Origin of the sequence: Paenacidovorax caeni (assembly GCF_001298675.1) — a bacterium.
GTDB classification, from domain to species: domain Bacteria; phylum Pseudomonadota; class Gammaproteobacteria; order Burkholderiales; family Burkholderiaceae_C; genus Paenacidovorax; species Paenacidovorax caeni.
The window spans coordinates 145440-158165 of record NZ_CYIG01000005.1; the positions used below are offsets into that span (position 1 = coordinate 145440).

Sequence of the window (12726 nt, forward strand, 5' to 3'; positions counted from 1 at the left end):
TTTTTGGCGGGGGCAGGGCTTACCAGCGCAGACGCACCTTGTCCACGGCGTAGGTGCCGAACTGGCGGTGCGCCGAGGGCGTGAGGTACACGTTGTCGGCGAACACGTAGCGGTCGACGTTGGCGCCGGCCAGCACGGTGGACGGGGTGCACAGTGCCGAGTTGATCTGGCCCGTGCCCGTGCCGATGCCGTTGCCCGCGTCAACCGAGGTGCACACCGCCTGCGTGGCGTTGTCGAAGGAGAAGCTCGAGGGTGTATCGGTGTACAGGTTGACGTAGTACTCCAGGTCCACGTACTGCACCTTGTTGCCCAACTCGGTCAGGGAGACCTGCAGGCCGGTGTTGAAGGCGCGGCTCACGTCCTTCAGCAGCGCCTGCTGCCCGATGGCCGCGGCCCAGGGGGTGCGGCTCAGGTCGTACACACCGGCGAGCACCACGTGGGTGCCACCCGCTTCGGTGATGCGGCGCACCTGGGTCGCCAGGTCCACGCCCCACTGGCGCGCCTGGGCGCGGAAGGCGTCGGCCGTCAGTTGGCCGGCATTGACCTGCGCCATGCCGGCGATGAGGTCGCTGATGCCACCGTTGATCAGCACGATGTCCTGGGCGCCGAAGGTCTTGTTGGCGGCCAGGAAGTTGTTGATTTGCTCGGTGATGGTGGGCGTGGTGGCGTCGCCTGCGGCGTCAGGCTTGGCGCTGATGCGCGCATTGCCTTGGGCATAGTTGCTGCCGCCGGTTGATACCGGGGTGACGGGCAGGTTCCAGTACGAGGCGAACTGCGTCGTCCAGTTGATGCGGCTGCCGTTGGTGACGTTGACGGTGTAGGCCGAGCCCTTCTGGCCTACGTCGTTCACGGCATCGCCGAAGACCACGGCGCGCTGCGGCGAGATGGCGGAATCGACGGTGCTGGAACCGCAGGCCGCGAGCAGCGCGGCCGAAGCACAGGCGGCGGCCAGAAGGCTGCGGCGCATCCAATGAGAAGCCATGAATTTCTCCAAAAAAGTGGGCGAAAGTGTAAACGTCAAGCGGCGTTCAGCGGTATCAGGCGGCTGCGGCACGCTGCAGCCGGTCGCGCACGCCTTCCCATTCGGGGGTGGCGGGCGGCCATTCGATCCAGACCAGGCGCACGCCCGCGTCGTCGAAGCCGCGCAGCGCGGCGAACAGCTCCTGGGCCGCCGCCTCTGCGTCTTGCGGCATGCGCCGCAGCAGCACCTGGGGCGCGCGCAGAGGCGTGCGGGCGTACACGGCCAGGTGCGCGGCGTCGCTGCCCAGCAGATCGAGGCCGGCCTGCAGTGCCTTGGTATCCATCAGGCGCACCTTGGCGTTCGGCGCATAGTGCGCCTCCAGCGTGCCCGAGGCGCGTGGGGTGTGCGCGGGCAGCTCCTCTTTCGAGAGCGGAGCGATGCCGCAGGCGGCGGCAATCTGGGCCCGCGTGATGGCGCCGGGGCGCAGCAGCACCGGCACGCCCCGCGTGCAGTCGACGATGGTCGATTCGATCCCCACGGCGCAGGCGCCGCCGTCGAGCACCAGCAGGCCGTCGCCGAACTCGTCTTGCACATGCGCGGCGGTGGTCGGGCTCACACGGCCGAAACGGTTGGCGCTGGGCGCGGCCACGCCATGCACCCCCGCTGCCACACAGGCACGCAGCAGCGCTTGGGCCACCGGGTGGGCCGGGCAGCGCAGGCCGATGCTGTCCTGCTGCCCGGCGGCGGCGGCACCATGGCCGGGGCGGCGCGGCAGGATCAGCGTGAGCGGGCCGGGCCAGAAGGCCTGCACCAGCGCCTGGGCAAAGGCGGGCACGTTGCGGGCAAAGTGGCCGATGCCGCTGGCGTCGGCCACGTGCACGATCAGCGGGTGGTCCGCCGGGCGGCCCTTGGTGGTGTACACCTGGGCTACGGCCTGGTCGTTGTCGGCGTCGGCCGCCAGGCCGTAGACCGTTTCCGTGGGCAGGCCGACGAGCTGGCCCGCGCGCAGCGCCTGGGCCGCGGCGGTGATGGAGGCGTCTTGCTGGCCGTCGAGTACCATGGTCAGAAAGGCGCAATGCCCAGCAGCGCGGCAGCCTGCAGCGCCGTGGCGCGCGCCGCTTCGGGCGTGGCGGCCGTGATGTTCAGGTGGCCCATCTTGCGCCCGTGCTTGGCAGCGCTCTTGCCGTACAGGTGCAGGTGTGCGCCGGGCAGTTGCAGCACCGCCTCCCAGGGCGGGGTTTGCGCCGTGTCGCCTTGCGTGAACCACAGGTCGCCCAGCAGGTTGAGCATGACGGCGGCACTGTGCAGGCGCGGCTGTACCAGCGGCAGGCCGGCCATGGTGCGCACCTGCAGCTCGAACTGCGACACGTCGCAGGCGTTCTGGCTGTAGTGGCCGCTGTTGTGCGGGCGCGGGGCGATTTCGTTGACCACCAGGCGGCCGTCCTGCAGCACGAAGAATTCGACGCACAGCACGCCCACGTACAGCAGGCCGTTTGCTATCGAAATTGCAGCTTCTACCGCTTGACTGGCAAGGGCTGGAGGCACATTTCCTTCATGCACCTCGGTGACGGCCAGGATGCCGTCGCGGTGCAGGTTGCGTTGCACCGGCAGGTGCACGGTGGCGCCGTCGTGCCCGCGCGCCACGATCACCGAGCATTCAAACGCCAGCGGCAGCATCTGCTCCAGCACGCAGGGCACGCGGCCAAGCTGCACCCAGGCGGCGGCCAGCTCGGCGGCGGTTTGCACGCGCACCTGGCCCTTGCCGTCGTAACCCAGGCGGGCGGTCTTCAAAATGCCGGGCAGCAGGCTGGTGGGCACGGCGGCGAGCTGTTCAGCTGTCTCGATGACCGCATGCGGTGCGCAGGGTACGCCACACGCGACGAAGTGCGCCTTCTCCTGCGCGCGGTCCTGCGCCACGGCCACGGCGCGTGCGGCGGGCGCCACGGGACACTGCCCGGCCAGCGCGGCCAGGGCCACGGCGGGCACGTTCTCGAACTCGGTGGTCACCGCGTCGCACAGGCTGGCGAGTTGCGCCAGGCCGTCCGGGTCGTCGTAAGCGGTGCGGATGTGGTGGTGGCTGATGCGGCCGGCGGGGCTGTCGGCATCGGCGTCCAGCACGGCGGTGAAGTAGCCCATGGCCTGCGCGGCGTGCGCGAACATGCGCCCGAGCTGGCCGCCGCCGAGTACGCCCAGCGTGGCGCCGGGGGGCAGCAGGTGGATGGGGTGCGTGCTCATGCGGCGGGCGGCAGCGTCATGGCGCGCGCGGCTTCGGTCTGCTGCGCGCGGAACTGTTCAAGCTGCTGGCGCAGGGCCGGGTCCTCATTGGCCAGCAGCGCCACGGCGAACAGTGCCGCGTTGGCGGCGCCAGCCTGGCCGATGGCGAACGTGGCCACGGGAATGCCCTTGGGCATTTGCACGATGCTGTGCAGCGAGTCCACGCCTTGCAGGTGGCGGCTGGCCACCGGCACGCCCAGCACCGGCACGGTGGTCTTGGCGGCGATCATGCCGGGCAGGTGGGCGGCACCGCCCGCGCCTGCGATGATGGCCTTGAGCCCGCGCTCTGCCGCGCGCTCGGCGTAGGCAAACATGTCGTCGGGCATGCGGTGGGCCGAGACGACCTGGGCCTCGTGGGCGATACCGAATTGCCGGAGAATCTCTACTGCGTGCTGCATGGTGTCCCAGTCGCTGCTGGAGCCCATGACCACGCCGATCTGTATGGGTTTCATGTGCTGTGCGGCGCTGCGCGTGGGCGCTGCGCCTTGAGTGGAACCCCCGATTTTACTTTTGCGCCGCCCAGGCGCCATGCTTTGCAGAGGATCCCTTCCATGATCGATGTAACCGTCCAGAATTTTGAAGCCGAAGTCATCGCCGCTTCCATGCAGGTGCCCGTGCTGGTGGACTTCTGGGCGCCCTGGTGCGGCCCGTGCAAGACGCTGGGGCCGGTGCTGGAAAAGCTGGAGGTGGCCTACGCCGGCCGCTTCAAGCTGGCCAAGATCGATTCCGACCAGGAGCAGCAGCTTGCCGCCATGTTCGGCATCCGCAGCATTCCCACCTGCGTGCTGCTGATGAACGGCCAGCCTGTGGATGGATTCATGGGCGCGCTGCCCGAGGGCCAGGTGCGCGAGTTTCTCGACAAGCACCTGCCCAGCGTCGAGGAGGTGGAGGCCGACGAGGCCGAGTCCGAAGCACTGGACGCCCTGGCCGAAGGCGACACCGCCAGCGCGCTGGAACACCTGCAGCACGCCGTGGCCACTGACCCGGCCAACGACGAGGCGCGCTTCGACTACGTCAAGCTGCTGCTGCAGCTCGGCCGCGAGGATGACGCCAAGGTGGCCTTTGCGCCCGTCATCGCCAAGGCTGCGGGCTCGCGCCGCCTGGGGGCGCTCAAGGACTGGATGGATGCTCTTGATTTCGTAGCTGCTAGCGCTTACGGAGAAAGCGCTGGAGCCGAATTTGATGCAAAAATTGCGGCCAACAAGCGCGACTTCGAGGCGCGCTTTGGCCGCGCGCGCTGGCTCATGGCGCAGCAGCGCTGGACGGAAGCGATGGACGAGCTGCTCGAAATCCTCATGCGCGACAAGGCCTGGGGCGAGGAGGCGGCACGCAAGACCTATGTGTCCATCCTCGAAATCATCGAGCCGCCCAAGCCCAAGGTGGCCGAGGGCCAGATCCCGCCCGAGGATCCGGTGGTGGCGACGTACCGGCGCCGCCTGTCCAGCGTCGTGCTGAGCTGAGACAAACCGCCGTGCGCTGGATGGTGTGCGCTGCCGCAGCCGCTCTGGCGCTGGCGGGCTGCGCCACGGCGCCCGCGCCGGACGCCCAGGTGTCCGGCACCGTCTTTGCGCGCGAGCGGCTGTACGTGCCGCCCGATGCCTATTTCGAGGCGGCACTGGTGGACGTAACGGACGACAGTGCGCCGCCGCTGGTACTGGCACGCCAGCGCGTGGACCCGGCGGGGCCGCTGCCGTACGCGCTGCGCATTCCTTACCGTCAGGCGCAGATCCAGACCGAGGGGCGCTACGAGGTGCGTGCGGCGGTGCGCTGGCGTGGCCGCCTGCTGTTGGACGCGCCCGGCGTTCACCCGGTGCTGTGGACGCCCTTGTCCCGCCATGTAGACGTGCAACTGGCCTTGCCACACCAAAGTGCAGCCACCGCGACGGCGGCGGTGCCCCTGCAGCAGACCTACTGGCGGCTGGAGGAAATCGTCGGCGGCGAAGCTGTCGGTGCGCCAGCACAGGGCGCGAGCGCGGCACATCTGGTACTGCAGCGCGGCATGCCGCGCGCCAGTGGCTCGGGGGGCTGCAACCGCTTTGTCGCCAGCTACGCGCAGCAAGGTGGCGCGCTGCGCCTGTCGGAGTTCGATGTGTCGCTGCGGCTGTGCCTGGCAGGCGGGCGCAGCGAGCTGGCCTACCTGGAGCGCCTGGCCGCCGTTGCCGCCTTCCACCAGCAAGGCCGCACGCTGGAGCTGCGCGACGAGGAAGGCCAGCCGCTGCTGCGCTTCACAGCGCAGGAGCGCGGCGAGCCGTCGCTGGACGAGATCGAGGTGCCACTGCTGCCGCAGTGAGCTTCAGGCCGTCAGGCGTTCGAGCGCTTCGCGGTACTTGGCGGCGGTTTTCTCGATCACGTCCTGCGGCAGGCGCGGTGCCGGGGCGGTTTTGTCCCAGGGCTTGCCGTTGACCTTGGCCTGTTCCAGCCAGTCACGCACGAACTGCTTGTCGTAGCTCGGCGGGTTCTCGCCCTTGGCGAGTGCGTCGGCGTAGCCCTCCACGGGCCAGTAGCGCGAGCTGTCGGGCGTGAGCACCTCGTCCATCAGCACCAGCGTGCCGTCGGGCGCCAGGCCAAACTCGAACTTGGTGTCGGCAATGATCATGCCCTTGGCCAGGGCGATGTCGGCCGCCTCCTGGTACAGGCGGATGGAGATGTCGCGGATGCGCGTGGCCAGGTCCAGGCCGATCATCTCCACCGTGCGCTCGAAGGTGATGTTTTCGTCATGGTCGCCCGCCTCGGCTTTGGCTGCGGGCGTGTAGATGGGCGCGGGCAGCTTGGCCGCGTTGGTCAGGCCCGGGGGCAGCGGCACGCCGCAGACCGATTGGGATGCCTGGTACTCCTTCCAGCCGCTGCCGGCCAGATAGCCGCGCACCACGGCTTCAACGAGGATGGGCTTGAGGCGCTGCACCAGCATCGAGCGGCCGCGCACCTGCGGCACCTCGGCGGGCGAGACCACGCTTTCGGGTGCTTCACCCGTGAGGTGGTTGGGGCAAATGTGGCCGAGCTTGCCGAACCAGAACAGCGCCATTTGCGTCAGCAGTTCGCCTTTGCCGGGAATGGGCTCGCCCATGATGACGTCGAAGGCCGAGAGACGGTCGCTGGCCACCATCAGGATGCGGTCGTCGCCCACGGCGTAGTTGTCGCGCACCTTGCCGCGCGCCAGCAGGGGCAGCGAAGTCAGGGCAGAGGTGTGCAGGGCGGGAGTGCTGGGCTGGGTCATGGCTATGGGAGGGTTGGTTCGGCGCGCGGCGGGGCTGTCCCCGCCAGGGCGCGATTCTAGGTCTCCCGCTGGAGCACTGCCCAAAGCCTGTCCATTGTGCGCAGGTTTGCACCGTTTTGGCACCTGGCGTGCCATAACCCGGTGCGCTATGGCGGAATCGGATTGCTTTCCGCCGGGGCTGGGCGCATAGTGAAACCACAAGTTCTCAGGGGCGGCCCAGCGCAGCGGGCCGCAGTGTTCAACCGAGCGCCATAGGAGGCATATCCATGAACTTGACGATCAGCGGTCACCACCTCGAAGTCACCCCCGCCTTGCGTAGCTATGTCATGACCAAGCTGGATCGGATCACCCGCCATTTCGACCAGGTGGTGGATGTGAAAGTGCTGTTGTCGGTCGAGAAGCAAAAGGAGAAGGAAAAGCGGCAGCGGGCCGAATGCAATGTGCGCGTCAAGGGCAACGACCTGTTCGCCGAGAGCGCGCACGCGGATTTGTACGCGGCCGTGGATGAGCTGATGGACAAGCTCGACCGCATCGTCGTGCGCCACAAGAACCGGCTGCAAGACCACCAGGCCGATGCGCTCAAGCGTGTTTACGCCTGAGCAATGCACGCGGCCGGGGCAGGTTCCGGCACTGAAAGCCGCCTTCCGGGGCGGCTTTTTTGCTGCTTGCCATAGCCCCCTGTTTGGGACACTGGGCACACTCGCATTACACTATTTTTGCATTGCAACAAAATATTGCGAGGCTACCGGGCGCACAGAACCCAACCCGGCGCGTTTCCAAGCACCGTGTGCATAATGACCGACACCACCATGAACCGACTTGCCTCCATCTTGCCGACCGCTCAGGTTCTCGTGAGCGTTGATGCCACCAGCAAAAAGCGTGCCTTTGAAGAAGCCGGGTTGCTGTTTGAAAGCCAGCATGGCCTGTCGCGTGCCCTGATTACCGACAGTTTGTTTGCCCGCGAGCGCCTGGGCTCCACGGGCCTTGGCCATGGCGTGGCGATTCCACATGGGCGCATCAAGGGGTTGAAGTCCCCCATGGCTGCGGTGTTTCAGCTGGAGCGACCGATTGGTTTCGATGCGCCCGACGAGCAGCCCGTGAACCTCCTCATCTTTCTGCTTGTGCCCGAAGCGGCAACGCAGAAGCACCTGGAAATCCTCTCCGAAATCGCCGAATTGCTCAGCGATGGTGCGTTGCGGGAGCGGATCAAGGCCTGCACCGACGCGGCCGAGCTGCACGGCATGATCGCCGGCTGGCAATCCACCCAGGCGGCATAAGCCCGCTGCGTCCGCTGTGAAACCCAACGTCGTCAGCGCCGATGTCCTGTTCGAGGCCTTTCGCGGCCAGTTACGCTGGGAGTGGGTGGCAGGGCTGAGTGCGTCGGAGCGCCGTTTCGACGAAGTGGCCATCCGCAGCGCCCGCTCGGGCGCGGATCTCGTGGGGCACCTCAACTACATCCACCCGTACCGCGTGCAGGTGCTGGGTGAGCGCGAGATCGCCTACCTGGGCAACGCCACGCCCGAGGACTGCAAGCGCCGTGTCTCGCGCATCGTCACCCTGGAGCCGCCGGTGCTGGTGCTGGCCGACGGACAGGCAGCGCCGGACGAGCTCGTTTCCATGTGCGAGCGCGCTCAGATTCCGATGTTTGCCACGCGCGAGTCCTCGGCCTTCGTGATCGACGTGTTGCACGCCTACCTGTCCAAGCATTTCGCCGAACGCATGACCATGCATGGCGTGTTCATGGACATTTTGGGTCTGGGTGTGCTCATCACGGGCGAGTCTGGCCTGGGCAAGAGCGAGCTGGGGCTGGAGCTGATCTCGCGCGGCAATGGCCTCGTGGCCGACGATGCGGTGGATTTGTACCGCATCAACCAGAACACCATCGAGGGCAAGTGCCCTGCGCTGCTGCAAAACCTGCTTGAAGTGCGTGGCATTGGTCTGCTGGACATCCGTGCCATCTTCGGCGAGTCGGCTGTGCGCCGCCGCATGCGCCTGCGGCTCATCGTGCACCTGGTGCGCAAGGAAACGCTGGAGCGCGAGTACGAACGCCTGCCCTACGAGCCGTTGACCCAGGATGTACTGGGCATCCCGGTGCTGAAGGTGGTCATCCAGGTGGTCGCCGGACGCAACATCGCCGTGCTGGTTGAGGCAGCGGTGCGCAACACCATCCTGCAACTGCGCGGAATCGATACCTACCAGGAGTTCGTCGAGCGTCACCGCCGTGCCATGGAGCACAGCAGCGACTTCTAGCGGCCAATCAGCCTTTGCTCGCGCAGCTTGCGCACTGGCCGTACAGCGCCATGGCGTGGTCTTGCACCACCCAACCCTTGGACTTGGCGATGGCCTGCTGACGCTTCTCGATCTCCGGATCGTAGAATTCCTCGACCTTTCCGCAGGCCGTGCAAATAAAGTGGTCGTGGTGCTGGCCTTCGTTCAGTTCGTAGACGGCCTTGCCGCTCTCGAAGTTGCTGCGCAGCAGGATGCCCGCCTGCTCAAACTGCGTCAGCACCCGATACACGGTCGCCAGGCCGATGTCGGAGCGTTCGTCGAGCAGGGTGCGGAACACATCTTCCGCGGTCATGTGGCGTTGCACGCCCTTTTGGAAGATTTCGAGGATTTTCAGGCGTGGAAGCGTGGCCTTGAGTCCAGTGCTTTTGAGTTCGTCGATATTCGTCATGGCAAGGTCTTTCGCATACGCCGCAAAGCGCGGGCCGGGCATTCGGTACCAGCCGCTACAATGGGCCGGATCATAGCCTCATAGCCTTACCCCATGCATGCCACAGCCCGTTGCAGCGCCCGTGTGGCGCTGATTGTGTCCATTGGTGCTGCCATGAGCGCCTGCGGCAGCGTCGACCTCTCCGGGCGCGCGATGGTCGAAACCCTCAAGCCCTACCGTGCCACCGTGGTGCAGGGCAACTTTGTCTCGCGCGAGCAGGTGCAGGCTTTGCAGCCTGGCATGAGCCGCCAGCAGGTGCGTGACCTCCTCGGCACGCCGCTGGTCACCAGCCTGTTCCATGCCAACCGCTGGGACTACGTGTTCACCCTCAAGAAGCAGGGCGAAGAGGTGCAGACGCGCAAGCTCGTCGTGTTCTTTGAGGGCGACGAGTTCGTGCGCTCCGAGGGCGACGAGATGCCGACCGAGGCCGAGTTTGTCGCCACCCTGGGGTCGCGTGCCGTGCCGCGCAAAGTGCCCGTGCTGGAAGCCACCGAGGCCCAGCTGGAACGCTACCCCGCACCTGAACGCGCACCGTCCACCAGCCCTGCGGCGCCCGATGCTGGCGCCGCGCCCCGGCACTACCCGCCGCTGGAATCTTCCGCGCGCTGATCTGCCCTTGGCGCGCCGGCTGCGGGGCGCCATCTTTCATTTGCCAGGATTTCCATGACCGCTACTTCCCCGTCCGCAGCTCCTGCGATCCGCGTTGCCATCGCCGGCGCATCTGGCCGCATGGGCCGCATGCTGATTGAAGCTGTGCGTGCCAGCGGCGACTGCGTGCTGGCCGGTGCCCTCGACATCGCCTCCAGTCCGGCCATCGGTTCCGACGCCACGGCCTTCCTTGGCGTGGCCAGCGGCGTGCCCATCACTGCGGACGTGCGCGCGGGCCTGGCCAACGCCGACGTGCTGATCGACTTCACCCGTCCCGAGGGCACACTGGAGCATTTGGCCGTGTGTGCCCAAGTCGGCGTCAAAGCCGTGATCGGCACCACGGGCTTCACGGCAGAGCAGAAAGAGGCCATCGCCGCTGCCGCGCAAAAGACGGCTGTCGTCTTCGCACCCAACATGAGCGTGGGCGTGAACGTCACGCTCAAGCTGCTCGACATGGCGGCCCGGGCGCTGTCCACGGGCTATGACATCGAGGTCATCGAGGCCCACCACCGCCACAAGGTGGACGCCCCCTCGGGCACCGCGCTCAAGATGGGCGAGGTTATCGCCCAGGCCCTGGGGCGCGATCTGAAGGACTGCGCCGTCTACGCCCGCGAAGGCGTCACGGGGGAGCGTGATCCGTCCACCATCGGCTTCGCCACCATCCGTGGCGGCGACATCGTGGGCGACCACACGGTGCTGTTCGCGGGCACGGGCGAGCGTATCGAGATTTCGCACAAGTCCTCCAGCCGCGCGGGCTACGCCCAGGGCAGCCTGCGCGCCGCGCGCTTCCTGGCGGCGCATCGTACTGGGCTGTTCGATATGTTCGACGTCCTCGGCCTGAACGACTGAGCACGCCATGGACCTGCTGCACTGGTGGCGCCAAGGCGATGCCGTGACCCAGGTCACGGCGCTGCTGTTGCTCGCCATGTCGGTGGCGAGCTGGGTCGTCATCCTGTGGAAGTTGCGCCTGCTGCGCCGCGCCAGCGCCGACCTGCCGCGTGCCACGGCCGCCTTTTGGCAGGCCGCCAGCCTGGCCGATGCCGCCAGCCGCGTGCAGCCCTTCGACCGCGAATCCCTGATCCTGCCGCTGGCAGGTGCCGCCCACGCGCTGGCAGCGGGCGCGCCGTCCGGCTCGCTGGCCGCGCAAGGCAGCCGTGCGCAGCAGCTCACGCGTGTACTGCGCGATGCGCTGCACGGCGTACTCGGGCGTCTGCAATGGGGCCAGGTGCTGCTGGCCACGGTGGGTTCGACGGCGCCTTTCGTCGGCCTGCTGGGCACCGTGTGGGGCATCTACCATGCGCTGGCGACCATTGCGGGTGCGGGCCAGATCACCATCGAGCGCGTGGCCGGCCCGGTGGGCGAGGCCCTGGTCATGACCGCTGCGGGGCTGGCCGTGGCCATTCCCGCGGTGCTGGCTTACAACGTGTATGGCCGCATCACCGGGCGCCTGGAGGCCGACCTTGAAGGCTTCGCGCGCGACCTGCGCGAGCTGCTGCTGGGCTGACGCGCATGGGATTCGGTAGGCTGGAGCGCACCACCGGGCCGCAGCCCATGAGCGAAATCAACGTCACGCCGCTGGTCGACGTGATGCTGGTGCTGGTGGTGATCTTCATTCTGACCGCGCCGCTGCTGGCCAGCAGCATCCAACTGGAGCTGCCGCGCGCCCAGGGCGGGGTGCCGGGTGCGCCCGTGCACGCACTCACGTTGGTGGTCGATCGCACGGGCCAGGCGTTCATCGACGACCGGCCCCTCACGCCAGAGGCGCTGGCCGCGCGCCTGGCCGAAGTGGGGGCCGCGCAGCCCGATACCGAGATCCAGCTGCGCGCCGACGCTGCCGTGCCCTACGGCCGCGTGGTTGAGATCATGGGCGCCGCCCACGCGGCAGGCTTGGCGCGCATCGGCTTCGTGTCCGAGCCGCCGAATCCGCCGCCAGGCGCAGCGCCTCGCGCGCTGCGTTGATGCTATTTAAAATGTAGCGCCAGGCGCGCGTCCTAAAAGGCTTCAGGCCGTTTTCTTCCCCAAACGTGCAAAGAAGCGCCCGAGCAGCGAGGTGTGGTGCTTTTCGGTCTGAAACTGCGTCACGTAGCGCTTGTCTTCCACCAGGATGTGGTTGACCAGCCAATCACGCAGGAAGTGCAGCAACTCCAGGCTGATCCGCTCACCGCTTTGTGCCTTGGCCTTTTCCTCGGCGACGCGCTGCACGAAGCGGCGGTGCAGTGCGACATGGGCATCAAAGTTCGGGTACCGGATGCTGCGCATGAAGGTTTCTTCTTCGGTGAAGTGCAGAACGGTATAGCGTTCCAGGTCTTCCAGCGCGCTGCCGATCGTGGTGGCATCGGCGTTGCGCACGATGCCTTCCCAGATGCGGTTCATGATGTCGAAGAGCATCTTGTGCTGTTCGTCAATCTCCTCCAGGCCGAGGGCGTAGCTGTTTTGCCAAGTCACAAGCGGTGCGGCCAATTTCATGGATTCGGTTGCTTTCTCGAGGATGAAAAGATCTTTCGTGGTGCTGGCTGCAGAATAACCATACAGCCAGTGTGAGCATATCGGCGTTGCCGTGCGCTGGCACGGCTTCGGTGGTTGGTTGTTGGGTCGACGCCTCATTTGGCTGCACCAGTTGCCCTGCCTGTGGTGCGCTGCGTGGTGGGCCGCTTGTCTTTCTGGCGCTTGGTGGCCCGGGGGGCTGATTGACCGCTGGCGTGTCGCGCCTGGGGTTTGGGGGCGTACCGGGATGCAAGGTGCGGGAGCATGGGGTGTTGCTATTAAAGAAATAGCTTGTAGCGCTTTCCTGTTCAAGGTTTCATGGTGTTTTCTCACTGAAACCCTGGCTAGAAAAGCGCTGGCAGCTATGGTTTTTGCGTTGTGCGCCAGGTTTTGCCGCCTGCGTGGCGCGGGCCGGGCGCAGGGGGTGGG

At 66.9% G+C, this 12726-nt stretch carries 16 protein-coding genes; 9 read left to right on the forward strand and 7 right to left on the reverse strand.

The genetic code is table 11. The features are described 5' to 3' along the window. Positions 1-19: 19 nt before the first annotated feature. From BN2503_RS03290 to purE, 4 genes are read right to left on the reverse strand one after another with little or no spacing between them, the layout of a single operon-like run. Positions 20-982, reverse strand: coding sequence for an SGNH/GDSL hydrolase family protein (locus tag BN2503_RS03290; protein ID WP_054255212.1), 963 nt, complete (start codon positions 980-982; stop codon positions 20-22). A gap of 55 nt (positions 983-1037) precedes the next feature. Continuing rightward, positions 1038-2021: an L-threonylcarbamoyladenylate synthase gene (locus BN2503_RS03295; RefSeq protein ID WP_054255213.1), complete on the reverse strand. Its 984-nt coding sequence runs from the start codon at positions 2019-2021 to the stop codon at positions 1038-1040. A gap of 2 nt (positions 2022-2023) precedes the next feature. Beyond that, on the reverse strand, positions 2024-3196 hold the full coding sequence (locus BN2503_RS03300; RefSeq protein WP_054255214.1) for a 5-(carboxyamino)imidazole ribonucleotide synthase: 1173 nt from the start codon (positions 3194-3196) through the stop codon (positions 2024-2026). Beyond that, positions 3193-3687, reverse strand: coding sequence for a 5-(carboxyamino)imidazole ribonucleotide mutase (gene purE / locus BN2503_RS03305; RefSeq protein ID WP_054255215.1), 495 nt, complete (start codon positions 3685-3687; stop codon positions 3193-3195). The genes BN2503_RS03300 and purE overlap by 4 nt, the downstream gene beginning before the upstream one ends. A gap of 99 nt (positions 3688-3786) precedes the next feature. On the opposite strand from purE, the gene trxA reads away from it, so the two are divergent. Both trxA and BN2503_RS03315 read left to right on the forward strand, forming a co-directional pair. Further along, positions 3787-4695, forward strand: coding sequence for a thioredoxin (trxA, locus tag BN2503_RS03310; protein ID WP_054255216.1), 909 nt, complete (start codon positions 3787-3789; stop codon positions 4693-4695). Between the two features lie 20 nt (positions 4696-4715). Continuing rightward, positions 4716-5525 carry a YbaY family lipoprotein gene (locus BN2503_RS03315; RefSeq protein WP_054255278.1) on the forward strand — a complete coding sequence of 270 codons (810 nt, stop codon included), beginning with the start codon at positions 4716-4718 and terminating at the stop codon, positions 5523-5525. 3 nt (positions 5526-5528) lie between these two features. Here BN2503_RS03315 and BN2503_RS03320 read toward each other — a convergent pair whose 3' ends face one another. Further along, the gene (locus BN2503_RS03320; protein ID WP_054255217.1) at positions 5529-6449 is read right to left on the reverse strand and encodes a phosphoribosylaminoimidazolesuccinocarboxamide synthase; all 921 of its coding nucleotides are present in this window, start codon (positions 6447-6449) and stop codon (positions 5529-5531) included. Positions 6450-6715: 266 nt separating this feature from the next. On the opposite strand from BN2503_RS03320, the gene hpf reads away from it, so the two are divergent. The 3 genes from hpf to hprK all read left to right on the forward strand — a co-directional run bounded on the left by hpf (position 6716) and on the right by hprK (position 8699). Continuing rightward, positions 6716-7048 (forward strand): ribosome hibernation-promoting factor, HPF/YfiA family, encoded by a 333-nt coding sequence (gene hpf, locus BN2503_RS03325; RefSeq protein WP_054255218.1) that lies wholly within the window; start codon positions 6716-6718, stop codon positions 7046-7048. A gap of 210 nt (positions 7049-7258) precedes the next feature. Then, on the forward strand, positions 7259-7726 hold the full coding sequence (locus BN2503_RS03330; protein ID WP_054255279.1) for a PTS sugar transporter subunit IIA: 468 nt from the start codon (positions 7259-7261) through the stop codon (positions 7724-7726). A 16-nt stretch (positions 7727-7742) separates the two neighbouring features. Next, positions 7743-8699, forward strand: a complete 957-nt coding sequence (gene hprK, locus BN2503_RS03335; RefSeq protein WP_054255219.1) for an HPr(Ser) kinase/phosphatase — start codon at positions 7743-7745, stop codon at positions 8697-8699. A 7-nt stretch (positions 8700-8706) separates the two neighbouring features. On the opposite strand, the gene fur is transcribed toward hprK, so the two are convergent. Next, complete coding sequence (gene fur / locus BN2503_RS03340) at positions 8707-9126, reverse strand: ferric iron uptake transcriptional regulator (protein ID WP_054255280.1); 420 nt, start codon at positions 9124-9126, stop codon at positions 8707-8709. 93 nt (positions 9127-9219) lie between these two features. Between fur and BN2503_RS03345 the strand changes: the two genes are divergently transcribed. The 4 genes from BN2503_RS03345 to BN2503_RS03360 are packed head-to-tail and all read left to right on the forward strand — an operon-like array spanning position 9220 to position 11772. Continuing rightward, positions 9220-9774 carry an outer membrane protein assembly factor BamE gene (locus tag BN2503_RS03345; protein WP_054255220.1) on the forward strand — a complete coding sequence of 185 codons (555 nt, stop codon included), beginning with the start codon at positions 9220-9222 and terminating at the stop codon, positions 9772-9774. A 54-nt stretch (positions 9775-9828) separates the two neighbouring features. After that, positions 9829-10662 (forward strand): 4-hydroxy-tetrahydrodipicolinate reductase, encoded by an 834-nt coding sequence (dapB, locus tag BN2503_RS03350; RefSeq protein WP_074930036.1) that lies wholly within the window; start codon positions 9829-9831, stop codon positions 10660-10662. Positions 10663-10669: 7 nt separating this feature from the next. Continuing rightward, positions 10670-11317 carry a MotA/TolQ/ExbB proton channel family protein gene (locus BN2503_RS03355; protein ID WP_054255222.1) on the forward strand — a complete coding sequence of 216 codons (648 nt, stop codon included), beginning with the start codon at positions 10670-10672 and terminating at the stop codon, positions 11315-11317. A gap of 5 nt (positions 11318-11322) precedes the next feature. Further along, complete coding sequence (locus tag BN2503_RS03360; protein ID WP_054255223.1) at positions 11323-11772, forward strand: ExbD/TolR family protein; 450 nt, start codon at positions 11323-11325, stop codon at positions 11770-11772. Between the two features lie 42 nt (positions 11773-11814). On the opposite strand, the gene BN2503_RS03365 is transcribed toward BN2503_RS03360, so the two are convergent. After that, positions 11815-12417, reverse strand: a complete 603-nt coding sequence (locus BN2503_RS03365) for a bacteriohemerythrin (RefSeq protein WP_199445235.1) — start codon at positions 12415-12417, stop codon at positions 11815-11817. Positions 12418-12726: the final 309 nt, after the last annotated feature.